Below are 22,896 nucleotides of genomic sequence, written 5' to 3' on the forward strand. Positions count from 1 at the left end.
ATGGTGCGCCTTGCGGCAGCATCCGACTGCCTTGTAGGCCCAACGCCACCTGTTTGGACGGGTGTCACGCCCTGGCGGTGCGCAGCGCCACGGTGCAAAATTCGGCCTTTCCTGAGTAGCGACCACACCATGCGTTCGATCCGTCCCCTGATACGCCCTTGCGGCCGGAAGCGCTGACGCGTGGCCGATCAACTGGGACACGTGCCGCGCGGCCCGCGCCGCATGCTCAAGGCGGCGATCTGGTCGTGGCAGGGTTTGCGCGCGGCATGGCTGCATGAATCTTCGTTTCGGCTCGAGGTCTGCCTGGCCGTGGTGCTGGCGCCGCTTGGACTGTGGCTCGGTCAGTCCGGTCTGGAGCGCATCGCGCTGATTGCGCCCTTGCTGATCGTGCTGGCCGCCGAATTGTTGAATTCCGCGATCGAGGCGGTGATCGAGCGCTACGGCCCGGAACACCATGTGCTGGCCGGCCGCGCAAAGGATATGGGCTCGGCGGCGGTGTTCTTGCTGCTGATCAATGTGCTGCTGTGCTGGGGGCTGATTCTGTTGCCGCGGGTGTTCTGAGAGCGATTGGTCACGCGCGCGCCGTGGCAGCCAGGCCCTTGTAGGCGATTGCTTAGCGAAAGCGTGGAGACGTACATGGCGATGCGACGCATCAGAGTGCGAGTGCGAGTGCGTCAGCGGAAGAGCCCGGCGTTCGTGTGGCGCGTAGTGACTCTCTTTAACAATTGCCAGCCTCTGTCGCGCCTAGCGCCCGTGCGCACACCGATGCGTTCGAACTGACATTGTTCTTAATTCGAGAACTGATCGCCCAGCGGAACAACCCGCCAGTCGTACGCATGTGCATGCCGGCTTGACTTGCTACATGGCATGCTGCGGCTCTCTTCTACGGAGTCGCCTGCATGCCTGTCCTGATTCGCGCCCTGGTGTTGCTGATGCTGACCGTCTCGCTGTCCGGTTGCGGTTACAACGCGATCCAGCAGAAGGAGGAAGGCGTCAAGGCAGGTTGGTCGGAAGTGCTGAATCAATATCAGCGCCGCGCCGATCTGATTCCCAATCTGGTGCGCACGGTGCAGGGCTACGCCCAGCAGGAGCGCCAGGTGCTGACCGAGGTGACCAATGCGCGCTCGCGCGTCGGACAGATTCAGGTCAACGCCGACGACGCAGCGTCGCTGAAGAATTTCCAGCAAGCGCAGGGCGAACTCGGCAGCGCGCTGTCGCGCCTGCTGGTGGTCAGCGAGAATTATCCGCAGCTGAAATCCGACCAGTCGTTCCGCGATCTGCAGGTACAGCTGGAAGGCACCGAAAACCGCATCACCGTGGCGCGCGGTCGTTATATCCAGACGGTGCAGGAGTACAACACCTACATCCGTTCGTTCCCGCAGGTGATCACCGCCAAGATCTTCGGGTATCAGCCCAAGCCGAATTTCACTGTGGAAAACGAAGCGCAGATCTCGCGTGCGCCGCAGGTGGACTTCGGTAATCAACAGGCGCCGCAGCAGCAGCCTGTGCAGCAACCGCAGCCTGCGCAGTAAGTAATTGCGATTTGCGCAGTATCAAATACTGCGGGGTTGGCCGCACGGCATGTCGAGGCAATTGTTAGGGAACCTCTGAACAACGCACCACAGATACGCGACACTACCCGCCTGATGTTGAGGAGTGATCCATGCAACTGACGTTCGGTGACGCTGAGGGCCTGGGCAAGCGCAAGCAGACCCGGCGCGAGATCTTTCTGGCCGAGATGGAGCAGGTGGTTCCGTGGCAGCAACTGCTCGGTCTGATCGCGCCGCACTATCCGGTATCGGGCCGGCCAGGTCGGCAGCCGTACGCACTGGCGACGATGTTGCGGATTCATCTGCTGCAGCAGTGGTATGCGCTGAGCGATCCGGCGATGGAAGAAGCACTGCACGAGATCCCGACCTTGCGGCGGTTTGCCCAGCTCGGTGGCTTGGACAACGTTCCGGACGAGACCACGATTCTCAACTTTCGGCGCCTGCTGGAGACCCATGGCCTTGCCGCGCGGATGCTGGAAGCGGTCAACGCGCATCTGGCGCGCAAGGGCCAGAGCCTGCGGTCGGGCACGATCGTCGATGCGACGCTGATCGCGGCGCCCAGTTCGACCAAGAATGCCGACAACGCGCGCGACCCTGAGATGCATCAGACCAAGAAGGGCAATCAGTGGTATTTCGGGATGAAGGCGCACATCGGCGTGGATGAATTTTCCGGGTTGGTGCACCACGTCCATTGCACAGCCGCCAACGTCGCCGATGTCACGGTGACACACACGTTGCTGCATGGCAAAGAAGACAGCGTGTTTGGCGACAGCGGCTACACCGGTGCGGATAAGCGCGAAGAACTGCAGGCCTGCAAGGCTGCATTCTTCATCGCCGCCAGGCCCTCGACGATGCAAGCCCTCGGCAACAAGCGCGAGCGTGCTCGGGAAAGACGTTGGGAACACTTCAAGGCCAGTGTGCGCGCGAAGGTGGAGCATCCATTCCGGGTGATCAAGCGCCAGTTCGGCTACACCAAGGTCCGCTATCGCGGCCTGGCCAAGAACACCGCGCAGGTGCTGACCTTGTTTGCGCTATCGAACCTGTGGATGAAGCGAAAGCAGTTACTGCCGACGATGGGGAGCGTGCGCCTGTAACCCGGGGAATTCCCAAGGAAAGCTCCAGAAATTGCGAAAAATCCGAAGATCCAAACGCGACTCTCCGGAACGATGCGACATCCCGCACTCTCAGGCCTCATTGTTCAGACCTTCCTTAGGTTAGCCATGTCGATCTATCTATCGTCCGCTTGCTCAACCAACTTTCAGATGCTGGGCATCAAGCCCCTCTCCATCGGGAGAGGGGTTGGGGTGAGGGTACGGCGCGGAGCCTCTGTGTCGTCTAACTGCACGAGGCTTCGCGCGTACCCTCATCCGCCCCTTCGGGGCACCTTCTCCCGCAGGGAGAAGGGAAGCTAAGTGTCAGTGCTGATTAACTGTCAGTGCTCATCAGGTAGGAGTTAGCTAATGCGGCAAACGCACAGGTGGGTGTTGTGGATGATGGCGCTACTGCTGCTGCCGGCTTCGCTGCTGGCGCAGGATCTGGCGACCATTCCGCCATTGCGCTCGCCAGTGGTCGATGTCACCGGCACATTGGATGCTGCCCAGGTCCAGCAGCTGGAGCAGCAGGCGCTGGCCTTGCAGCAGCGCAAGGGCGCGCAGTTGCAGATCCTGATCGTGCCGACCACCCAGCCGGAGGCGATCGAGCAGTACACCCAGCGCGTGTTCGACCAGTGGAAGATCGGCCGCAAGGGCGTGGACGACGGTGTGTTGCTGCTGGTGGCCAAGGACGACCGCCGCGTGCGGATCCAGCCCGGTTACGGTCTGGAAGGCGCGATCCCCGACATCACGGCCAACCGCATCATCCAGGAGTATCTGGCACCGCGCTTCCGTGAGGGCGACTACGCCGGCGGCATCAGCGCTGCAACCGCGACGCTGGCCGGTTTGATCGAGGGCGAGGCCTTGCCCGCGCCGGTCAGCGGGCATGCCGATGGCGGCTTGGGCAATGGCTCGGGCGGTGGCGGCGGCTGGATCATGGCGTTGTTCATCGGCTTTGTCGTCGCGATGGTGGCGCGCGGCATTCTCGGCGCGTTGCCGCGGCCGCTGCGCGCGTTGCTGACCGGCGTCGCAGCCGGCGGTGCCGCACTGCTCTTCACTTCATTGTTGTTCGCCAGCGTGGGCGCTGCGGTCATCGGGCTGCTGGCGGGGCTGGCATCCGGATCGCCGGGGCGCTTTGTCGGCGGCGGTGGCTGGGGCGGCGGCGGGTTCGGCGGATTTGGGGGCGGCGGCCGTGGCGGGTTCGGCGGCGGCGGTTGGGGTGGTGGTGGCGGGTCATCGGGAGGCGGTGGCGCCTCGGGGAGCTGGTAATGCGTTGGCTCAGGCATGTCTTTGCGCCCTCGGCGCAGCGTAGTTTCCCGGCCAGTTGCATGGACGCGATTGCCGCAGCCGTTGCAGCCAGCGAGCGCACCCATACCGGCCAGATCTTGGTGGCGGTGGAAGCCGATCTGCCGCTGAGCGCGCTATGGCGTGGGCACACCGCGCGCCAGCGTGCCGAGCAGGCCTTTGCGCAATTGCGCACCTGGGACACCGACGCCAATAACGGGGTGCTGCTCTATCTGCTGCTTGCCGACCACGCCATCGAAGTGGTCGCCGACCGCGGTCTGCGCAGCCGCGTGCCGGACGCGCAGTGGGCGGAGGTGTGTCGGCGCATGCAGGAATTCCTGCGCGACGGCGAGCACAAGGCGGCGGTGCTAGCCGGGATCGAGGCGGTGACCGAGCTGTTGAGCGAGCATTTCCCGGCTGCTGCGAACGTGCAGCATGAAGACGAGCTGCCCGATCGTCCCCAGCTCTTAGGCTGAGCGCGTGCGAGATGTCAGAATAGACGCCTCGCTTTTTTGTGATCCGCGGTCCGCATGATCTATCTGCACGCCATCGACCCCATCGCCTTCTCGCTTGGCCCGGTGCAGGTGCACTGGTACGGGTTGATGTACCTGGCCGCGTTCTTCTCCGCCTGGGCGCTGGGCCGCTCGCGCATCCTGCGCGGCCGCCTGCCCGGTGTGGACATGGACGGATTTTCCGACCTGTTGTTCTACGGCATGCTTGGCGTAGTGCTGGGCGGGCGCATCGGCTACATGCTGTTCTATGCGTTCGACAGCTTGCTGGCCAACCCGCTGATTCTGTTCAAGGTGTGGCAAGGCGGCATGAGCTTCCACGGCGGCCTGCTGGGTGTACTGATCGCCTGCGGGCTGTGGGCGCGCAAGCACCGGTTGCACTTCTTCGATGTGATGGATTTCGTGGCGCCGCTGGTGCCGTTGGGTCTGGGCTTCGGGAGGCTCGGCAATTTCGTCGGCGGCGAGTTGTGGGGCAAGTTCACCCAGGCCGGATGGGGCGTGATCTTTCCGCTTGCGCCGGAATTGGCCGGCCAGTTGCCTGCCCAGATCCAGGCGCAGTACGCCACCGGTGCGTTGAATCAGTTCGCGCGCCATCCCTCGCAGCTGTACGAAGCCGCGCTGGAAGGCGTGGTGATGTTCGTGGTGTTGTGGGCGTTCTCGATGAAGCCGCGTGCGCGTTATGCGGTGTCGGGGATGTTCGCGCTGCTGTATGGCGTGTTCCGTTTCATCGTCGAATTCGTGCGCGTGCCCGACGCGCCGATCGGCTACCTGGCTTTCAACTGGCTGACGATGGGGCAGATTCTGAGCCTGCCGTTGATCATTGGCGGGCTGGTGTTGTTGGCGATGTCGCGCCGCGCGCCGGTGTTGCAGCCGGTGGTGGTGGACACCGCAGTGGCGGGAGCCGCCAAGTGAAGCCGTATCTGGACCTGCTGCAGCATGTGCTGGAACACGGCGCTGAGAAGTCCGATCGCACCGGCACCGGCACGCGCAGCGTGTTCGGCTGGCAGATGCGCTTCGACCTCAACGACGGCTTTCCGCTGGTCACCACCAAGAAGCTGCACCTGCGCTCGATCATCCACGAGCTGCTGTGGTTTCTGCAGGGCGACACCAACATTGGCTATCTCAAGGACAACCAGGTCCGCATCTGGGACGAATGGGCCGACGCCGATGGCAATCTCGGCCCGGTCTACGGCAAGCAGTGGCGGCGCTGGACCGGCCCGGACGGCGTGGAAATCGACCAGATGCAATGGCTGGTGGACGAGATCAAGCGCAACCCGGATTCGCGCCGGCTGGTGATCAGCGCCTGGAACGTGGGCGAGCTACCGCAGATGGCGCTGATGCCGTGCCATAGCCTGTTTCAGTTCTATGTGGTGAACGGCAAGCTCAGCTGCCAGCTCTATCAGCGCAGTGGCGATATCTTTCTCGGCGTGCCGTTCAACATCGCCAGCTATGCATTGCTGACGCATATGGTGGCGCAGGCCACCGGGCTGGGCGTTGGCGATTTCGTGCACACCTTGGGCGACGCACATCTGTATTCGAATCACTTCGAGCAGGCGCGCGAGCAACTAGCGCGCACTCCACGCGCGCTGCCCAGATTGCGCCTGAATCCTGAGGTGACTGATCTGTTTGCGTTCCGCTTCGAGGACATCGCCATCGACGGTTACGACCCGCATCCGGCGATCAAGGCACCGGTTGCGGTGTGAGCAGCGGTCGCATGATGCAGCCTGCCTGCGCGGTATGCTGAGGCATGAAAATCATCTTGATCGTCGCCTTCGACCGCAACAATGCCATTGGCCGCGATAACGAATTGCCGTGGAAATTGCCGGACGATCTGAAGCGCTTCAAGGCGCTGACGTTAGGCAAGCCGATCCTGATGGGGCGCAAGACCGCGCAGTCCTTGGGGCGTGCGTTGCCGGGGCGCTTGAATCTGGTGCTGACGCGTTCCGCGCAGGTGCCGTTCGAGGGCATGCAGGCGGTGGCTTCGGTCGATGAAGCGATTGCGCAGGCCGATGCATCAGGTGCGCAGGAGCTGTGCGTGATCGGCGGTGGCGAGGTGTATCGCCTGACGATGGAACTGGCAGATGTTCTGGCCGTCACCGAGGTCGCCACGATCGTGGAGCAGGCCGACACCCACTTCCCGCCGATCGACCCGGCCGTGTGGGAAGCGGTACAGCGCGAGCGACACACGGCCGATGCCCGCCATGCGTTCGCGTTCGATTATGTGGACTATCGCCGGCGCTGAGGCATGCGCGTTGCTGAAAGACCGATCGTTGCAGTGCGCAGTGGCGCGTGCGTTGAATGAGCGGTTGGTCGCTACCGCCGCATCACGTTCAAGCAACCAAGCGCGGCTGACACAACGAGTGCGTGGATGCAGGCGAAACGTCAGCGTACTCAGGAATAGAGCACTCAGGAATAGAAGCTGGGTGTCGGCGGCTGCTGCCGCAGCGCCCATTCGCCGAGTTCGCGCAGCTTGTAATCGACCGGGTCGTGCAGCGTCTGGGTACGCAGGTTGCGCCAGTAGCGGTCCAGCCGCAGCGCGGCGTGGGTGGCGCGCGCGCCGGTGACTTCGAACAGCTTGCTGCAGACCTCCAGCCCGACACGGGTGGTGGCGACCTTGGCGGCAGCCACCGCCAACGCGACCTGTGCACGTTCGTCGCTGCTCAGTGCGTGTTCCTTGCGCCAGGCGGCATCGAGCAGTTCGGCGGCGCGGCCGGTGAGTAGCCGGGCACTTTCCAGGCCCAGCCAGAACTCGCCGTAATGGGCCAGGATGTAGGGGTCCTCGCTGGCCTGTTCGACACCGGAGCGATGCCAGGCGCGCGCTTGGGTCAGGGTGTAGGTGCGCGCTTCTTCGAACGCGCCCTCGGCAATCCCCAGGAATAGATGCGCGAACAGCAACTGCGCGATCAAGGGGCGGAGACAGGCGAACGGTGTGCTCAAGGGGCCGGGATCGAGCAACAGTTCGCTTTCTTCCACACGCACGCGTTCGAAGGTGGCGCTGCCGCTGTCGGTCTGGCGCTGGCCGATGTTGTCCCAGTCGTGGCCCAGCGAGATGCCGCTGCGCGCAGTGGGAATGGCGCCGATCAACAGTTTGCCGCTGCGTTCGTCCAATGCGGAGGCGATCAACATCTGCGAGTCGATAGCGCCGGAACAGAAACTCTTTTTGCCGGAGAACTCGCGCCAGCCGTCGTGGTGCACGGCGACGGTGCGGGTATCCAGCGGATTGAGTGCGTTGCCCCAGAACCATTGCGCGCGCGCGGTCTGTTCCAGCCATGGGTGCCACTGCGCTGGCTGGCCGAACAGGCGCACGGTGGCCAGCATCAAATGGTGGAAGCCGAAGACATGCGCGATGGAACTGTCGACTTTGGCGAATGCGCGCACGATCTGCAGCACCTCGCCCCAGCTGGCGCCAAGGCCGCCGTACTGCACGGGAATGCTCAGCGCGAGCAGGCCGCTGGCGCGCAATGCATCGCGTTCGGCCTTGGGCGTGCCGCCGCGTGCATCGCGTTCGATCGCGGTCTCGGCGAATTCGGCCGCCAGGCGCTGGGCGGTCTGCAGCGGAGTGAGCAGGGGTGGTTGTGGTGGGAGGCTCGTCATGCGCGATGGCCTTGTTGGATGGGAAACAGTGCGGTCAGTGCGGGTTGACCAGTAGCAAGTGTTGAGTGCTGATGATCGTGGTGGCAGCCAAGCAGCGTCTTGCGCCTGCATTCCAGTTCGACAGACGCGTCAGGCGTGGCGAGCAAAACGGCTGTGCGCTCATCAGATCGGCATGCACGGTACTCGGAATCTCATGTGCCACGCTTGCATGACGTTGTCTGCGACTTGTCCAAGCCCGGATGACGGCCGCTCTCGCGCCTGATCATCACTTCAAAACACATGAATGTCGTGCAGCGCCGCGAGCAGGGTCTGGCGGGCCTGACGCAGTGCCGGTTCGTCGGTTTGACGATCGCGCGGACGCGGCGTGTCCAGCTGCAGTGCATGCGCAATCGACCCTGGCTGGCCGCCGATGACAATCGCACGGTCGCTCAGGTAGACCGCTTCTTCGATGTCATGGGTGACCAGCAGCACGCTGAACGCATGCTCGCCGGCCAGGCGCAGCAACAGGTCCTGCAGCTTGATGCGGGTGAACGCATCCACCGCGCTGAAAGGCTCGTCGAGCAGCAGCACGCGCGGTTGTCGATACAGCCCGCGGGCCAGCGCCACGCGTTGCGCCTGGCCGCCGGACAGTTGCTTGGGCAGCGCGCTTGCATAGTCGAGCAGGCCGACTGCGCCCAGCAACTGCTGCACGCGTGGTGATTGCCGCGCCGCAGCTGGCGACATATCCGAATCGTCGGCAAAGGCGACATTGGCGGCCACGTCCAGCCATGGCAGCAGGCGCGGTTCCTGGAAGATGAAACCGATGCGCCGGTCGACCCCGCGCACGCGCGCGCCATCCAGCAGCACCTTGCCGGCGTAATCGCGTTCCAGACCGGCCACGATGCGCAGCAGGGTGCTCTTGCCGCAGCCGCTGGCGCCGATCAGGCTGACGATCTCGCCCGGTGCCAGCTGCAGCTCGATGTCGCGCAGCACCTGGCGCGCGCCGAACTGCTTACTGGCGATGCGCAGCTGCAGGCCGGTGCTGCTCACGTGTGGTTTCCTGCATGACCAGGCACGCTGCGGTTCTGCAGATTGTCGCGCCAGCGCAAGGTGCGCGATTCGATCGCTTTGAGCACGCTGTCGCTGAGTTTGCCGAGCAGGGCCAGCAGCACGATCGCGCCGATCACGATGTCCGGCCGCGAGGTTTCGCGCCCGTCGCTGAGCAGATAGCCCAGCCCGCGCGTGGCGGCAATCAATTCGGCGGCTACCAGAAACATCCAGGCCAGGCTCAGGCTGGTGCGCAGCCCGGTGAAGATGGACGGCAGCGCCGCCGGCAACAGGATCCGCCGCACCAGGCGCGGTTTCGACAGGCCGTAGCTTTCGCCCAGTTCCACCAGCGTGCGGTCGACCTGGCGCAGGCCGCTGACCACGCCCAGATACACCGGGAAGAACGCGCCGATGGCGATCAGGGTGATCTTCGGCGCCTCGTCGATGCCCATCCACAGCAACAGCAACGGTACCCAGGCCAGGCTGGGCACCGCGCGCAGTGCCTGGAAGCTGGGGTCGATCAACTGTTCCAGCCAGCGGCTCAGTCCAACCCCAATGCCGATCAGCAAGCCCAGGCCGGCGCCGATGGCGAAGCCGGCCAGCACCCGCAACACGCTGGCGCCGATATGGCTGGCCAGGCCGCGGCCGGCCTCGTCTGCCAGCGTGGTCAGGATCTGGCTTGGCGGCGGCAGCAGGTAGCGTGGTGTCCAGCCGAGCGCCGAGGCGATTTCGAGCGCGCCGAAGAAGCTCAATGGCAACAGCCAGCCGAGGCTGCTGGCCGGCAGTCTGAGTCGCAGTCGCGACGGCGCCGTGGTCGGTAAGCTGCGCGCAACGCGCAAGGAAGTCTCGTTCATCGCTGCGCTCAGCCCTGCGCCACGCGTGCGCGTGCGGCGTAACTGGGATCGATCAGTGCGGCCAGCACCTTGCTCAGATCGGTGCCGGGCCGGACCAGGCCTTCTTCCAGCAGGATGGGCGCCGCGCTCTGCAGCGCCGCCCGCTCTTCGGGGCCAATCACGGGATTGCGCAGGTCGGTGCGCTGCAGCTGTAGCCTGGCGACCTGGGGTGACAACCGGGCCTCGGTGGCGATCAGCGCGGCAAGTTCGTCGGGGTGGGCGATCGCCCATTTGCGCGCTTTTTCGTAGGCCTGGATCACCAGCGGAATCTGATCGGGGTAAGCGACCGCGAAGGTCTCGCTGACATTCAAGAAGCCACGGGAATTGAAGGCGACGTTGCGGTAGATCAACCGCGTGCCGGCCTCGATCTGGCTCGCGGCGAGGTGCGGGTCCAGGCCGGACCACGCGTCCACATCGCCGCGTTCGAGCGCGGTGCGCCCGTCGGGATGTTGCAGATGGACGATCTCCACCGCGTTCTTGCTCAACCCGGCCTGCCGCAGCGCGCGCAGCAGGAACAGGTAGGCGTCGGTGCCCTTGGTGGCAGCGATGCGTTTGCCCTTGAGTTCAGTCAGCTGTCTGATGGGCGAGTTCTTGCCCACCGCCAGCGCGATCCATTCCGGGCGCGAATAGATGTACACGGCCTTGATCGGATTGCCGTTGGCGCGCGCCAGCAGCGAGGCCAGGCCGGCGGTGCTGCCGAAGTCGATGCTGTTGCCGCCCAGGTATTCAAGCGCGCGATTGCTGCCGGCCGACAGCACCCATTTGACTTGCGTGCCCTGCGCCTTGAGCGCTTCTTCCAGCCAGCCGAAGTGCTTGAGTACCAGCGAGGTCGGCGAGTAGTAGGCGTAGTCCAGGCGCAGTTGTTTGGGAACCGCACCGTTGGCTTGCGCAAGGGCGGTGCTCGACAACAGCGGCGAGGCGCCGAGCGCGACGCCAGCGAGGGTTCCGAATTTCAGCAGGTTGCGGCGCTTCATAAATGCTCCAGTCAGCGCGCTGCAGCGCGCGGCACGATGGTGTTGGCGATGACCTCGCCGAAGGGGCCGCTCAGGGCCTGCCCTGGCAGCTTCTGCTTGAGCGCGCGCGGCAGCAGCGGGAACACCAGCTCGGCGAAGCGGTAGGCCTCCTCCAGATGCGGATAGCCGGAGAAGATGAAGGTGTCGATGCCGAGCGCTGCGTATTCCTCAATGCGCTTGGCCACGGTCTGCGGGTCGCCGACCAGCGCGGTGCCGGCGCCACCACGCACCAGGCCGACGCCGGCCCACAGGTTGGGGCTGACTTCCAGATCGGCGCGGGTGCGGCGCTGACCGCTGCTGTGCAGCGCGGCCATGCGCCGCTGGCCCACCGAGTCCATGCGTGCGAAGGCACTCTGGGCGCGCTCTACGGTGTCATCGTCCAGGTGACTGATCAGCGACTCGGCTGCCGCCCACGCCTGTTCATCGGTCTCACGCACGATCACATGCAGGCGGATGCCGAAGGTGAGCGTACGCCCGAGCGCGGCGGCCTTGCTGCGCACCGAGGCGATCTTTTCCGCCACCGCTTCCGGCGGCTCGCCCCAGGTGAGATAGGTATCGACCTGTTCGGCGGCCAACTCGTGCGCAGCATCGGAAGAACCGCCGAACCACACCGGCGGATACGGCTGCTGCACGGTGGGATACAGCAGCTTGGCCGCCTTCACCTGCAGATGTTTGCCGTCGAAGTCGTAGCTGTCGCCTGCGTGGCTGTGGGCGATGATCTCGCGCCAGATGCGGATGAATTCTGCCGAAGCTTCATAGCGCTCGGCGTGGTCGAGAAACACGCCATCGCCTTCCAGCTCGCCACGGTCGCCGCCGGTGACCAGGTTCACCAGCAGGCGCCCGCCGGACAGCCGATCGAAACTGGCGGCCATGCGTGCGGCCAGCGCTGGCGCCATCAGGCCAGGGCGCAGCGCGACCAGAAACTTCAGCCGGCGTGTGGCGTTGATCAGACTGGACGCGACCACCCAGGGGTCTTCGCAGGAACGCCCGGTAGGAATCAGTACGCCGTCGTAGCCCAGCGTGTCGGCCGCAACGGCGACCTGGGTCACGTACTCGGCGCTGACCTGGCGTGCGCCGGCGCTGGTGCCCAGATAGCGGCTGTCGCCGTGGGTGGGAATGAACCAGAACATGTCCATGGTTGGTCTCTTTTGTGCGAGTCCCTCGCAGGAGCCCGCACATCCATGTGCGGGGATTTAATTGGCGAGTTGGTCGCCAGAGTGCTTATCCATTGCGAGTATTGCGAGGCTTCGACGGGGCGACTGTTTTCTAAGTTGTTGCTGCCATGTGCGGGAATTCGATGGCGCTTTGTTTCGAAACAGCCAGCACTGCGTATGCGCTTGTTTCATTGAGCACTGCTTGTGATCAGGCAATGCGCCGCAGCGCGTCGGGGCGTGCGCCGAGTACGCCTGCGGCGCGTTCGGCGGCCAGTTCGATGCGTTGACGCAGGGCCGGATTGACCACGCGGTACTCCTGGAAATCGGTCTCGGTGGCGTAGATGCCGATCGGCAAGGTCAATGCCTGGAAGAAGGCGAACAGCGGGCGCAGTTGATGGTCGATCACCAGTGCATGCCGCTCGCTGCCGCCGGTGGCCGCGAGCAGGATCGGTGTGTCGATCAGCGCGTTGATGTCGATCAGATCGAACAGATGCTTGAGCAGGCCGGGATAGGAGCCGCGATACACCGGCGCGACAACCAGCAGCAGGTCGGCCGATTCGATCTGGCGTAACGCCTGTTCGGTCGTCTCATCCAATTCGCTGCGCCACAGCACCGCGCCCAGCGGCCGGGCGATATCGCCGAGTTGGAGAATGCTGGGTTTGATCGGCAGTCGTCGCGCAAGTTCGGCAAGCGTTGCCTCAGCCAACGCAAGGCTGCGAGAAGGGCGCGAGGTGCCGCCGGAAACGGCAACGACATTCAACGGAGTGCGCATGCAAGAGTCCTGTGGTGGCGGTATCGGGCGGTCACGTAAATCCGTGCCATCCGGATAACAACAGTGTTGCTGCAAAAAAAGAGCAGTGCGTCGACACTGTTTTCTGTATCGACAGCGTGGCATCCCATCTGACTGCACGCTGGCAGACATGGCAATGCACGCTACCTTCAAATGCGCTGATGGCTTATCAGATTTGAGAATGACTTTATGAAAAACGCGTCATTCGCCGTGTTTTATCGATCTTTCCATCGCCACTCATGATGCTGATGGCATGACGAAACTGCCTGCGGAGATAAGTGCAGACCGAATGTGGGTGGAGAACGATTAATTCAGCAGGTTGCGCTGCGAACCTGATCGAAACTCCCCCGCAGTTCGCCGAAGGTTGCGTCGTTGGCAGGGCATTGGCTTTGCGGATTCCTGCATTTCATCGAAGCAGCCGACTACTTCCAGTCGCAACGTATCTCGGCATGCACGCGTGCTGGAAGCCGAGAGCGCAAGCATTCCAGTCAGGTAACAGCGCCACGATAACGCCGGCACGCTGCCGCCAAGCAAACGCTCGGCATGCTGCAACCAGCACGCCGACCAATCCCGCTTTTCAGTCTGCGGCGGGCGGAGCCGTGTTGGGGGCCGTGGTGGAACTTGCGTTCGCGTTCGCGGTGTCGCCACCGCCACCACGCTGGCGTTGCCGACGACGCGGTGATCGTGCGCGCTGCGCTGCCTGCGGCGGGTGCGTGATCGGAATGCCGGGCACCTGCACCACGCGCAGGTCGTCGGTGTCCAGCTGCAAGGCGGTTAGCTTGCCGCCCCACACCGCGCCGGTGTCGATGGCGTGCACGCCTTGCGTGATGGTCAGACCGAGCGCAGACCAATGCCCGCAGACGATCTTCAGATCGCGCTCCACCCGGCCCGGCACTTCGAACCACGGATACAGACCCTGCGCCTGCGTGCCCGGCGTGCCCTTGTCGTCGGTGGCGATGCGCCCACGCGGGGTGCAGTAGCGCATGCGCGTGAACAGGTTGATGATCGCGCGGCTGCGGTCGTAACCGCTCAAGCCCGGCGACCAGCCCGGCTGATCGCCGTACATATTGCGCAGCAGTTTGCGATAGCCGCCGCCCTGCAATTGCTGCTCGACCTCGCGCGCATGCTTCTCGGCCAGTTGTGTGGTCCACTTCGGTGCCAGCCCGGCATGGATCATCATCCAGCCCAACGCGCGGTCTACATGCGCCAGTTTCTGCATGCGCAGCCAGTCGAGCAGCACGTCGCGATCTTCGGCCAGCACGATGCGCAGCAGATCCGGATTGACCTTGCGCTGTTCTTCTTCCGAACGCGCGCCAATCGCCAGCAGCGAGAGATCGTGGTTGCCCAGCACCACCACACTGTGCGCGCGCAGCGAATGCACCAGCCGCAGCGTTTCCAGCGATTGACCGCCGCGGTTGACCAGATCGCCGCAGAACCACAGCGTGTCCTGCGCGGGATCGAAATTGATTTTTTCCAGCAGGCGCTGGGTGATGTCGTAGCAACCCTGCAGGTCGCCAATTGCCCAGACGCTCATCGCGTGCGCTCCCTCATTGCAACATCCATCAGTGCAGCGTCCTGGGTACGCTCAGCACGAAGGCGGCGATCGGGGCGGTGAATTCGGTGCCATCGTCGGCCACCATGTCGTAGTGACCTTGCATCTGTCCCTGCTCGGTTTCCAGCAGCACGCCGGAGGTGTAGTTGAAGGCCTCACCCGGGCGCAGCCATGGCTGCTCGCCGACCACGCCTTCGCCGTCCACCCGCTCGGTACGTCCGTTGGCGTCGGTGATTTGCCAATGGCGCGCGATCAGGCGCGCGGGCAGCGCGCCCGCGTTCTGGATGCGGATGCTGTAGGCGAAGGCATAGCGGCCTTCTTCCGGGGTCGATTGATGAGCGAGGAAGCGGGGCGATACCTCGACCTCGACCCGATAGCGCGGATCATCTTGCATGGGAAAAGTCTAAGGAAAACGATGTGGGAGGGGCGCTCAAGCCAGCTCGACATTGGCCAGACGGATGAAATCCGCGACCTCGAGTTGTTCGGCGCGTGCATCCGGGCGCACCTGCGCGGCCTCGAAATGCGCCGGTTCGCAGACCTCGGACAGGGCATTACGCAAGGTCTTGCGACGCTGCCCGAAGCCGGCGCGCACCACCTCGGCAAAGCGCCGGCGGTCCTTGATCAGCACCGTGGCAGGGTCGCGCGGCACCAGCCGCACCACCGCCGAGTCCACCTTGGGCGGCGGCCGGAACGCCCCGGGTGGCACCACGAACAACGCGGTGACCTCGCAGTACGCCTGCAGCATCACGCTCAGCCGGCCATAGACCTTGCTGCCGGGGCCGGCGGCCATACGGTCGACCACTTCCTTTTGCAGCATGAAGTGCATGTCGGCCACCGCGCCTGCATGGTCCAGCGCATGGAACAGGATCGGCGAGGAAATGTTGTAGGGCAGGTTGCCGACCAGCCGTATCGGCGTGCCATTGGCCAGCGCAGTGAAATCCACGCTCAACACATCGCGATGGATGATGCTCAGCGCGCCGATTGGTGCGGCGGCGTCGGTCAATGGCGCGATCAGATCGCGGTCGAACTCGATCACGGTCAACGCGCCGTGCTTGCGCAGCAGCGGGAAGGTAATCGCACCCTGGCCAGGGCCGATTTCGACCAGATGCTGGCCGGCGCGCGGGGCCACTGCCTGCACGATGCGGTCGATGTAATACCGGTCGGCAAGAAAGTGCTGGCCAAGCGACTTCTTGGCCGGAGCGCTGAAGGAATGATTCATGCGCGCAGTTTAACGGAGCCAGTGCATGCAAGCGGTGTCGTTTCTGACTGCCTGACGAATCTAACGGACGATCGGCGCGCAAATGCGCATGCGATCAGGCATCGCTCAGCCGCGTGCGGCCAATCGCGCGCACAAGGCGGTTGCCGCCATCAGGCTGGACGGGTCGGCGATCCCGCGCCCGGCCAGCTCCAGTGCGGTGCCATGATCGACCGCCACGCGCGGGTAGGGCAGGCCGAGCGTGATATTCACAGCCTGCTCGAAGCCGCTGTACTTGAGCACCGGCAGGCCCTGGTCGTGATACATCGCCACCACCGCATCGAAACCGGTGAGCTTCTGCGGCAAAAATGCGGTGTCGGCCGGTAGCGGGCCGATCAGCTGCAGGCCTTCGCCGCGCAGTTGCTCCAGCACCGGGATGATGATGTCCAGTTCCTCGCGGCCCAGATGCCCGTCTTCGCCGGCATGCGGATTGAGGCCGAGCACGGCGATACGCGGGTGTTCCAGACCGAAGTCGCGCTGCAATGCCGCCGCAGTGATACGCAGGCAGCGTGCAACGGTGTCGGCAGTGATCGCGTCGGCCACTGCGCGTAGCGGCAGGTGCGTGGTCACCAGCGCGACCCGCACGATCGCATTGGCCAGCATCATCACCACTGGGCAGCCGGCCTGTTCGGCCAGCAATTCGGTGGTGCCGGAATAAGGGATGCCGCCGGCATTGATCACCGCCTTGTGCACCGGGCCGGTGACGATGCCCTGCAACTTGCCGGACAGACAGTCGCCGGCCGCGCCACGCAGGCCGGCGATGACCGCCGCCGCGTTGGCAGGGTCGGGTGTGCCGAAGCGGGTTGCCACGGCCTGGCGGATCGGATGCAACGGCAGATCGCCGGGTGCGCGCGCAGGCTGATCCGGATCGAGCAAACGCACAGACAAACACAGCGCCTTTGCGGCGCTGTGCAGGGTATCGGGATCGGCGTATGCGATCAGGTGCGCATCGGAGCGCGACCGCTGGGCGAGCCGGACACAGAGTTCCGGCCCGATCCCGGCCGGCTCGCCTGGCACCAGCGCGAGCGACGGGAGCATCGAATCAGCGCGTCGGCTGTGCCGGCGGCGGCGTCGGTGCGGCAGGCGCCGCAGGGTCTGCCGGCTTGGCTGGAGCGGCAGTGGCGTCGCCATCGGCGCGGTCGCCTGTGCGGAAGCTCACATACGCTTCGCCGCGCAGTTCCTGCAGGTAGCGGTTGTACTCTTCTTCCAGCTTGCGACGGCCGATCGTTTCACGGATCTGCGCACGCTGGCTCTCGGCACTGACATCGGTCTGGCGGCTACCGACGCGCTGCACGATATGCCAGCCCGCCTGGGTGCGGAACGGCTCGGACACTGCGCCGTCTGCCAGGCCTTCGACCTGCTTGCCGAAATCCGGGCCGAACGCGTCGGCTGGGAACCAGCCCAGATCGCCACCCTGACCACGACTGTTGGTGTCTTCGGAAGACTCCTTCGCAGTGGCCTGGAAGTCGGCGCCACCGGTGATACGCGCACGCAGCGTATCGATCTTGGCCTTGGCCTGCGCCTCGGTCTGGTTGTCGCCGATGCGCACCAGGATGTGGCGTGCGTTGTACTCGGTGACCAGCTTCTTTTCGCCACCGGCATTGGCGTCGCGCATTTCCACCAGCTTGAGCAACTGGAAGCCGCTCGGGCCACGCAGCGGTCCGGCCACCTGGCCAGGCTGCATGTCGCGGATCAGCTGAGCGAACGCGTTGGGAATTTCGTCCAGGCTGCGCCAGCCCAGGTCGCCGCCTTCCAGTGCATTCGGGCTGTCCGAATAACGCACCGCAGCGGCCGAGAAATCCAGCTCGCCCTTGTCGATCAATGCCTTCACGCCATCGACCTTCTTCTGGCCGGTCGCGATTTGTTCGGCGTTGGCACCTTCCGGCAGGCCGACCAGGATGTGCGCCAGGTGATATTGGCTGCCGGTGGTGGCCTGTTGGGCCAACGCGGTATCCACTTCACCTTCGCTCACGCTGATACGGCTCTGCGCAAAGCTCTGGCGCAGGCGCTGCACGATGATTTCGTCGCGCACCGAGGCACGGAAGTCGCCATAGCCCATGCCATCGGCGGCCAGCTTCTGACGCAAGCCATCCACCGTGGTGCCGTTCTGCTGCGCAATGCTGGCGATCGCCCGGTTGAGCTCCTCGTCGCTGACGCGAATGCCGGTGCTGTCGGCGCGGCCAACCTGCAACTTGACCAGCACCAGACGCTCGAGCACCTGACGCTGCAGGACATCGTCCGGCGGCAGCTGATTATCGCGGCCGGCGTACTGCGACTTGACGTTGCGCACAGCGCGATCGAGCTCGCTCTGCAGCACCACGTCTTCGTCCACGATGGCAGCGATGCGATCCAGTGGCTGGGATTGCTGTGCCGAGGCCATCGGCGAAACCGTGCTGGTGATCACCAGCAGCGAGGCAAGTAACACAGAGAAAGGCTTGGTCATGGAATCAAGTTCGGATCGTAATCGTCCGGATTAGTCGTGGTGTTGCTGGGCGGGACCAAGTACAGGTCGTCGCGGTAATAGCCGAGAATAGCACGGCGCAAAGTGCGGTCCGTGTTCTGCCCGAACGAGCTCAAGCCCTTCAGCACGAACTCCACCTGGATGGAGTTGTCCATCTCGCCATTGCGGTTGCGCACGAACCGGCGCACCAGCCCACGCACGGCCAGGCAACAGCTGTCCCACTGCACGCCACCGATGATTTCCAGCGGCTTGCGATCCAGCAGCGAGTAGTAATAGCGACCGACCGCGCTCCAGGTGGGGTTGATCGGATACAGAAACGAGAAATCGGCCTGCTTGAGCTGATCGCTTTCGTCGATCAGGTTGCGCCGGTAGCGATACGCCAGGTTGATGACGCCGTCGTTGTTGAGCAGATAACGCGTGCGCAGGCTGGCCAGATCTTCCTTGCGCGAGTTGGGGTTCCACTGATAGGTGGCGCCCATCGACCAGCGATCGTTGATCATGTAGTTGGCATCGGCCACCCAGGCGGACTTGCCCTGTTCGATGGTCTGCTCGCTACCGGCCGCCGAGTTGGTGCTGTTGTTGATGGTGACCAGCGAATCGTTGAAGTACAGGATCTGGCCTGCACTCAACGACAACTTCTCGCGACCATCGTCCTGGCGCAGCCAGCGCGAGGTCACCGCCAGGGTGAGCTGATTGGCATCGTTCTGACGGTCGGCACCGGTGTAGCGCGAATCGCGGAACAACTGGCCATAGCTGAAAGTAAACGGACGCGTATCGAAGACCGGCAGGTCGTCCTGGTCGCGGTAGGGCACGTACAGGTAATACATGCGCGGCTCCAACGTATTGAGATAGTTGGTGCCGAACAGCGAGGTCTCGCGGTCGAAATACAGACCGGCATCCACCGAGGCGATCGGGAGGCTGCGTGAGGGCGAGCGATCGCCGGTCAGCGGCGCCGTGTTGGCCAGCGTCGAATCCAGCTGGTACGTGGTATAGCGCCAGGCCACGGTCGGCGTCAGGAACCACGCCGCACCCGACAAAGGCATCGAGATGTAAGGCTTGATGTCCAGGCGTGAGCCGCTGCCGTATTCCTTGTTGCGGATATTGGTGCGGACGTAATCGTCCCCGTCGTCGCCGTTGGTGTTTCCGTCCCTAGGGGGCTGGACAAAGTAAGAGTCGTCGTGGGTAAAGCGCACCGCTTCCGCATACACGCCAGCTTCGAAAATGCCGAACGGCTTCTCCCAGGTGAAATACGCACGCGGTTGCCGGTTATAGGGCAGTGACTGCTCATCAAGCGTGTAGTCGGTCAGCTGCCAGCGGTCTGCCATTAAGCCCGCGGTCCAGGTCTCGCCGGTACCGTAGATGCCCACGGTGCTTTGCAGGCTGGAGGCCGAGCCCATGCCATTGATGCGGCTGGTGAAGTCCTCCACATAGCGCGTGTCGCTGACCCAGGCAATGCTGCTGCGCGCCTGCCAGTACTTGTTGACGTTGTGATAGCCGCTGTAGAAGACGCTGCCACGGTCCTTGTCGCGCAACTTGTCGTTGGGCAGATAGTTGCCGGTGATCTCGCCGCGACCACCCTCGTACAGGTAACGGAATTCGGTACCGAACATGAAACCGCGCTTGCTCATGTAGCGCGGCAACAAGGTGGCGTCGTAGTTCGGCGCCAGGTTGAGGTAGATCGGCTGCAGGTAATCGAAGCCGTTGCGGCCGGACAGGCCGAACTGCGGGAACAGCAGGCCGGTCATGCGGCGGTCGTCGATCGGAAACTTGAACCACGGGAAGTACAGCACCGGCACCTTGCCGATCTGCAGCACGGCGTTGCGCGCGGTACCGAAGCCTTCTTCGTTGTCGACGTCGATCTCCGGCGCGCGCACGCGCCAGATCGGCTGCGAGGGATCGCAGGTGGTATAGGTCGAGCGGTGCATCTGCCCGACCTGGCCCTGCAGGTCCACCGATTCCGCCGCGCCATTACCGCGGCGATCCACCAACTGGTACTGGATGTTGCTGACCTTGTGGGCGTCGGTGTCCTGATTGCCTTCGGCGCGGTCGGCGACCATGCGGAAGGAGGTGTCCTGATAGCGCACGTTGCCTTCGGCGATGTAATTGCCGGTCTCGGTGTCCATGCGCAGGTTGTCCGCACCCAGGAACTGGTCGCCGCGCTTGAGCGCCACGTTGCCCTGGTATTGCGGGGTGGTGCTGGTGCCGGACAGCTGATCGCCTTCGATATCGGTGGGCAGCTGTTGGCGCATCTCGGCGGCCTTGGCATCGGCGGCCGGGGCGCCGTCGAAGCCGGGAAGCGGGTCCACGGCAGGGCACAATCCCCAGTTCAGCGGCTTGTCGGCAGCCATGGCCGGGAGGCAGATGGCAATGCTCAAAGGCAGGGGCAGCAGGCGAAGGACTCGGCGCACGCGTGGGTTCAACCAGTAAAATGGCGACTAGCTTGCCGTATACCCCGCATGGGGGCAATGAAAAGCCCCCGCATCGGGAGGGCGAGGTTCATCGCAATGGGTGGCGCGACCAACGCGCCGTTGGGGTTCAACGCAGTGCGGCCACGTGCGCCACGCTGCTCTCGCGCAAGGCTTGCAGGTCGTAGCCGCCCTCCAGCATGGAGACGACGCGGCCGCGCGCATGCCGTTCGGCCAGGGTGCGCAAGGCACGGGTCAGCCAGGCGAAATCGTCGGCGTCGAGCATCAGATCGGCCAGCGGGTCGCGCAGATGCGCATCGAAGCCGGCAGAGATCAGGATCAGTTGCGGGCGGAAGGCGTCGATCAGCGGCAGCATCTCGTCTTCCCACACGTTGCGGAAGCGCAACCCGTCGCTGCCCGGTGGCAGCAGCAGGTTGTGGATGTTGCCGAGGCCGCGTTCATAGACGCTGCCCGAGTGCGGATACAGCCCAGATTGGTGGGTGCTGAGGTATTGCACGGTCGGGTCGCGCTCGAAGATCGCCTGCGTGCCGTTGCCGTGGTGGACGTCGAAATCCACGATGGTGATGCGTTCCAGCCCATGCCGGTCGCGCGCGTGGGCGGCGGCCAGGGCGATGTTGTTGAACAGGCAAAAACCCATCGACACCTGCCCGGTGGCGTGGTGGCCGGGCGGGCGGACCGCGCAGAACGCGGTGCGGGTGAGGTCGTGCATGACCGCGTCCACGGCCGCGATGCCGGCACCTGCCGCGCGCAAGGCGGCCGCGCGCGAGCCGGGCGACATCACGGTGTCCACATCGAGCCGGTGATGGCCTTCGAAGGCGGTTTCCAGCACCGCATCGACCTGTTCGCGCTCGTGCACCCGGCACAGGTCGCCGAGCTTGGCCAGCGGCGCCTCGCGCCAGTCCAGATCCGGGAAGGCGTCGCGCAGGGCATCGACCACCGCTTCCAGACGGGCGGGGCGCTCGGGATGCTCGGGGCCGGCGTCGTGGCCGAGGCAGGCGGGATGGGTAAAGACCAACATGGGGCAAATCTAGCCTGTCCGCCGTGCCATGTGCATGTCAGCCGCGCCGGCGGTCGTGCCGCCAAAGCACTTCCTGCTGGCCATCGGCACGCGCCAGCACGCGGGCGAGTACGAACAGCAGGTCGGACAGGCGGTTCAAATAGCCGATCGCCTCGCTGCGCACTTCCTCCTGACGCGACAGCGCGATGGTCTCGCGCTCGGCCCGGCGCACGATGGTGCGGGCCAGATGGCAGCGTGCGGCCGCTTCGCCACCGGCCGGCAGGATGAATTCCTGCAGCGGGGGAAGCGTGTCGTTGAAGTGGTCGAGCTGACGCTCCAGCGCCTCGATATCGGCGGCGTCGATCGCTGCGTGCCCGGGGATGCACAGCTCGCCGCCCAGATCGAACAGTTGGTGCTGGATGGTCGTCAGCAGCGCGGCGATCGGCTCCGGCACGCCCGGGGCGGCCAGCAATACGCCGATGGCCGAATTGGCTTCGTCTACGGTGCCGTAGGCAGTGACGCGCAGCGCGTCCTTGCCGGTGCGGCTGCCGTCGCCCAGGCCGGTGCTGCCGTCGTCGCCGGTGCGCGTATAGATGCGTGAGAGCCGGTTGCCCATCTCAGCCGGCCTGGGTCTGGCCGTGCGCGCTGGTCAGGCGCTCGGCGGCGACCTGGATCACTGCGGCCGCCACAACGTAGAGCGCGGCGCTGCGCAGGTAAGGACCCAGCCAGTCGGTGTAGTTCTTGAACCAGCCGGCGACGGTCGGCTCGGCCACGCTGGCGCTGATCCAGTAGAAGCTGCCCTGGGCGATCAGCTGGCACAGCGCCACGGCGATCAGCAATGCAGGCACCAGCCTGCCCAGCGCGCTCCACTCGGCGCCATGGTAATGCCGGCGCAGCCAAACGCCACCGGCCCACAGCGCGAAATACGCCGGGATCAGGCACCAGTAAGCGGGCGACACGCAGTAGTGCTGCCAGAAGCTCAGGCCCTGGTTGGTGATCACCAGCCAGTCCACCGCCACCGCCAGCAGCATCAGCAGCGGGAACGCCAGTTTGCTACGCGCGGCCAGATGGAATCCGCCAATGAAGAACACCGCCCAGGACGCGTCCGGGACCGGCGCGAAGTGGTTGATCCGCGTGGCCGCCATCGCAATGGCGAGCAGGCTCAAAATCAGGGTGTCGTGCGAGCGAGGAGTCATGCGCGAAAGGAGCCGGATCACAGGCCCGGGAGTGTAGCGTGGAACCTGCCGCGCCACGCGCGCCTGGCGCGTCAAGCTGTCCCACCCGATCACGCCAACAGGCCA

The 22,896-nt window shown here is 64.6% G+C and carries 23 protein-coding genes; 8 read left to right on the plus strand and 15 right to left on the minus strand.

Translation table 11 applies throughout. The features are described 5' to 3' along the window. Positions 1-180: 180 nt before the first annotated feature. From NMB96_RS10680 to NMB96_RS10715, 8 genes are all read left to right on the plus strand, one after another. Complete coding sequence (locus tag NMB96_RS10680) at positions 181-561, plus strand: diacylglycerol kinase (protein WP_023902762.1); 381 nt, start codon at positions 181-183, stop codon at positions 559-561. Positions 562-899: 338 nt separating this feature from the next. Next, positions 900-1,532, plus strand: a complete 633-nt coding sequence (locus NMB96_RS10685; protein ID WP_023902764.1) for a LemA family protein — start codon at positions 900-902, stop codon at positions 1,530-1,532. A 131-nt stretch (positions 1,533-1,663) separates the two neighbouring features. After that, complete coding sequence (locus NMB96_RS10690; protein WP_255086852.1) at positions 1,664-2,644, plus strand: IS5 family transposase; 981 nt, start codon at positions 1,664-1,666, stop codon at positions 2,642-2,644. 366 nt (positions 2,645-3,010) lie between these two features. After that, positions 3,011-3,910: a TPM domain-containing protein gene (locus NMB96_RS10695; RefSeq protein WP_023902922.1), complete on the plus strand. Its 900-nt coding sequence runs from the start codon at positions 3,011-3,013 to the stop codon at positions 3,908-3,910. Continuing rightward, entirely contained in the window at positions 3,910-4,401 is a 492-nt protein-coding gene (locus NMB96_RS10700) for a TPM domain-containing protein (RefSeq protein WP_255086853.1), read from the plus strand. Before NMB96_RS10695 ends, NMB96_RS10700 begins: the two co-directional genes overlap by 1 nt. Before the next feature lie 54 nt (positions 4,402-4,455). Further along, positions 4,456-5,346, plus strand: coding sequence for a prolipoprotein diacylglyceryl transferase (gene lgt, locus NMB96_RS10705; protein ID WP_023902924.1), 891 nt, complete (start codon positions 4,456-4,458; stop codon positions 5,344-5,346). Further along, the gene (locus NMB96_RS10710) at positions 5,343-6,137 is read left to right on the plus strand and encodes a thymidylate synthase (protein ID WP_023902925.1); all 795 of its coding nucleotides are present in this window, start codon (positions 5,343-5,345) and stop codon (positions 6,135-6,137) included. Before lgt ends, NMB96_RS10710 begins: the two co-directional genes overlap by 4 nt. 44 nt (positions 6,138-6,181) lie before the next feature. Then, positions 6,182-6,676 (plus strand): dihydrofolate reductase, encoded by a 495-nt coding sequence (locus tag NMB96_RS10715; RefSeq protein WP_255086855.1) that lies wholly within the window; start codon positions 6,182-6,184, stop codon positions 6,674-6,676. Between the two features lie 164 nt (positions 6,677-6,840). On the opposite strand, the gene NMB96_RS10720 is transcribed toward NMB96_RS10715, so the two are convergent. The 15 genes from NMB96_RS10720 to NMB96_RS10790 form a co-directional block, all read right to left on the minus strand. Further along, positions 6,841-8,028, minus strand: coding sequence for an acyl-CoA dehydrogenase family protein (locus tag NMB96_RS10720; protein ID WP_255086856.1), 1,188 nt, complete (start codon positions 8,026-8,028; stop codon positions 6,841-6,843). Between the two features lie 270 nt (positions 8,029-8,298). Then, a complete protein-coding gene (locus NMB96_RS10725; protein ID WP_023902929.1) occupies positions 8,299-9,057 on the minus strand; it encodes an ABC transporter ATP-binding protein in 759 nt (252 codons plus the stop codon). Continuing rightward, positions 9,054-9,908 (minus strand): ABC transporter permease, encoded by an 855-nt coding sequence (locus NMB96_RS10730; RefSeq protein ID WP_023902930.1) that lies wholly within the window; start codon positions 9,906-9,908, stop codon positions 9,054-9,056. Before NMB96_RS10730 ends, NMB96_RS10725 begins: the two co-directional genes overlap by 4 nt. An 8-nt stretch (positions 9,909-9,916) precedes the next feature. Beyond that, positions 9,917-10,921, minus strand: coding sequence for an aliphatic sulfonate ABC transporter substrate-binding protein (locus NMB96_RS10735; RefSeq protein WP_023902931.1), 1,005 nt, complete (start codon positions 10,919-10,921; stop codon positions 9,917-9,919). Positions 10,922-10,932: 11 nt separating this feature from the next. Then, positions 10,933-12,096, minus strand: coding sequence for an FMNH2-dependent alkanesulfonate monooxygenase (ssuD, locus tag NMB96_RS10740; RefSeq protein ID WP_115039841.1), 1,164 nt, complete (start codon positions 12,094-12,096; stop codon positions 10,933-10,935). 226 nt (positions 12,097-12,322) lie between these two features. Continuing rightward, positions 12,323-12,886 (minus strand): FMN reductase, encoded by a 564-nt coding sequence (gene msuE / locus NMB96_RS10745; protein ID WP_023902934.1) that lies wholly within the window; start codon positions 12,884-12,886, stop codon positions 12,323-12,325. Between the two features lie 595 nt (positions 12,887-13,481). Next, positions 13,482-14,438: a symmetrical bis(5'-nucleosyl)-tetraphosphatase gene (locus tag NMB96_RS10750; RefSeq protein ID WP_255086857.1), complete on the minus strand. Its 957-nt coding sequence runs from the start codon at positions 14,436-14,438 to the stop codon at positions 13,482-13,484. Between the two features lie 28 nt (positions 14,439-14,466). Next, a complete protein-coding gene (apaG, locus tag NMB96_RS10755; protein WP_006451488.1) occupies positions 14,467-14,850 on the minus strand; it encodes a Co2+/Mg2+ efflux protein ApaG in 384 nt (127 codons plus the stop codon). Positions 14,851-14,886: 36 nt separating this feature from the next. After that, positions 14,887-15,675, minus strand: a complete 789-nt coding sequence (rsmA, locus tag NMB96_RS10760; protein ID WP_255086858.1) for a 16S rRNA (adenine(1518)-N(6)/adenine(1519)-N(6))-dimethyltransferase RsmA — start codon at positions 15,673-15,675, stop codon at positions 14,887-14,889. Positions 15,676-15,780: 105 nt separating this feature from the next. Then, positions 15,781-16,749 (minus strand): 4-hydroxythreonine-4-phosphate dehydrogenase PdxA, encoded by a 969-nt coding sequence (gene pdxA / locus NMB96_RS10765; RefSeq protein ID WP_255086859.1) that lies wholly within the window; start codon positions 16,747-16,749, stop codon positions 15,781-15,783. Positions 16,750-16,753: 4 nt separating this feature from the next. Then, a complete protein-coding gene (locus NMB96_RS10770) occupies positions 16,754-18,154 on the minus strand; it encodes a peptidylprolyl isomerase (RefSeq protein ID WP_023902939.1) in 1,401 nt (466 codons plus the stop codon). Beyond that, positions 18,151-20,580, minus strand: a complete 2,430-nt coding sequence (lptD, locus tag NMB96_RS10775; protein ID WP_043909593.1) for an LPS-assembly protein LptD — start codon at positions 20,578-20,580, stop codon at positions 18,151-18,153. Before lptD ends, NMB96_RS10770 begins: the two co-directional genes overlap by 4 nt. A gap of 127 nt (positions 20,581-20,707) precedes the next feature. Further along, positions 20,708-21,616: a histone deacetylase family protein gene (locus NMB96_RS10780; RefSeq protein WP_023902941.1), complete on the minus strand. Its 909-nt coding sequence runs from the start codon at positions 21,614-21,616 to the stop codon at positions 20,708-20,710. 37 nt (positions 21,617-21,653) lie between these two features. Further along, positions 21,654-22,211 carry a cob(I)yrinic acid a,c-diamide adenosyltransferase gene (locus NMB96_RS10785; protein ID WP_255086860.1) on the minus strand — a complete coding sequence of 186 codons (558 nt, stop codon included), beginning with the start codon at positions 22,209-22,211 and terminating at the stop codon, positions 21,654-21,656. A 1-nt stretch (position 22,212) separates the two neighbouring features. Further along, positions 22,213-22,791 (minus strand): hypothetical protein, encoded by a 579-nt coding sequence (locus NMB96_RS10790; RefSeq protein ID WP_255086861.1) that lies wholly within the window; start codon positions 22,789-22,791, stop codon positions 22,213-22,215. Positions 22,792-22,896 lie beyond the last annotated feature (105 nt).

This window comes from Xanthomonas hortorum, assembly GCF_024339125.1.
GTDB lineage: Bacteria > Pseudomonadota > Gammaproteobacteria > Xanthomonadales > Xanthomonadaceae > Xanthomonas > Xanthomonas hortorum.

Coding starts and splice junctions, on each gene's coding strand:
- NMB96_RS10720 (WP_255086856.1), bottom strand. CDS start 8,028: ATGACGAGCCTCCCACCACAACCACCCCTGCTCACTCCGCTGCAGACC.
- rsmA (WP_255086858.1), bottom strand. CDS start 15,675: ATGAATCATTCCTTCAGCGCTCCGGCCAAGAAGTCGCTTGGCCAGCAC.
- pdxA (WP_255086859.1), bottom strand. CDS start 16,749: ATGCTCCCGTCGCTCGCGCTGGTGCCAGGCGAGCCGGCCGGGATCGGG.
- NMB96_RS10690 (WP_255086852.1), top strand. CDS start 1,664: ATGCAACTGACGTTCGGTGACGCTGAGGGCCTGGGCAAGCGCAAGCAG.
- lgt (WP_023902924.1), top strand. CDS start 4,456: ATGATCTATCTGCACGCCATCGACCCCATCGCCTTCTCGCTTGGCCCG.
- msuE (WP_023902934.1), bottom strand. CDS start 12,886: ATGCGCACTCCGTTGAATGTCGTTGCCGTTTCCGGCGGCACCTCGCGC.
- NMB96_RS10780 (WP_023902941.1), bottom strand. CDS start 21,616: ATGTTGGTCTTTACCCATCCCGCCTGCCTCGGCCACGACGCCGGCCCC.
- NMB96_RS10730 (WP_023902930.1), bottom strand. CDS start 9,908: ATGAACGAGACTTCCTTGCGCGTTGCGCGCAGCTTACCGACCACGGCG.
- NMB96_RS10770 (WP_023902939.1), bottom strand. CDS start 18,154: ATGACCAAGCCTTTCTCTGTGTTACTTGCCTCGCTGCTGGTGATCACC.
- NMB96_RS10790 (WP_255086861.1), bottom strand. CDS start 22,791: ATGACTCCTCGCTCGCACGACACCCTGATTTTGAGCCTGCTCGCCATT.
- NMB96_RS10700 (WP_255086853.1), top strand. CDS start 3,910: ATGCGTTGGCTCAGGCATGTCTTTGCGCCCTCGGCGCAGCGTAGTTTC.
- NMB96_RS10785 (WP_255086860.1), bottom strand. CDS start 22,211: ATGGGCAACCGGCTCTCACGCATCTATACGCGCACCGGCGACGACGGC.
- NMB96_RS10715 (WP_255086855.1), top strand. CDS start 6,182: ATGAAAATCATCTTGATCGTCGCCTTCGACCGCAACAATGCCATTGGC.
- NMB96_RS10750 (WP_255086857.1), bottom strand. CDS start 14,438: ATGAGCGTCTGGGCAATTGGCGACCTGCAGGGTTGCTACGACATCACC.
- NMB96_RS10685 (WP_023902764.1), top strand. CDS start 900: ATGCCTGTCCTGATTCGCGCCCTGGTGTTGCTGATGCTGACCGTCTCG.
- NMB96_RS10735 (WP_023902931.1), bottom strand. CDS start 10,921: ATGAAGCGCCGCAACCTGCTGAAATTCGGAACCCTCGCTGGCGTCGCG.
- ssuD (WP_115039841.1), bottom strand. CDS start 12,096: ATGGACATGTTCTGGTTCATTCCCACCCACGGCGACAGCCGCTATCTG.
- apaG (WP_006451488.1), bottom strand. CDS start 14,850: ATGCAAGATGATCCGCGCTATCGGGTCGAGGTCGAGGTATCGCCCCGC.
- NMB96_RS10695 (WP_023902922.1), top strand. CDS start 3,011: ATGCGGCAAACGCACAGGTGGGTGTTGTGGATGATGGCGCTACTGCTG.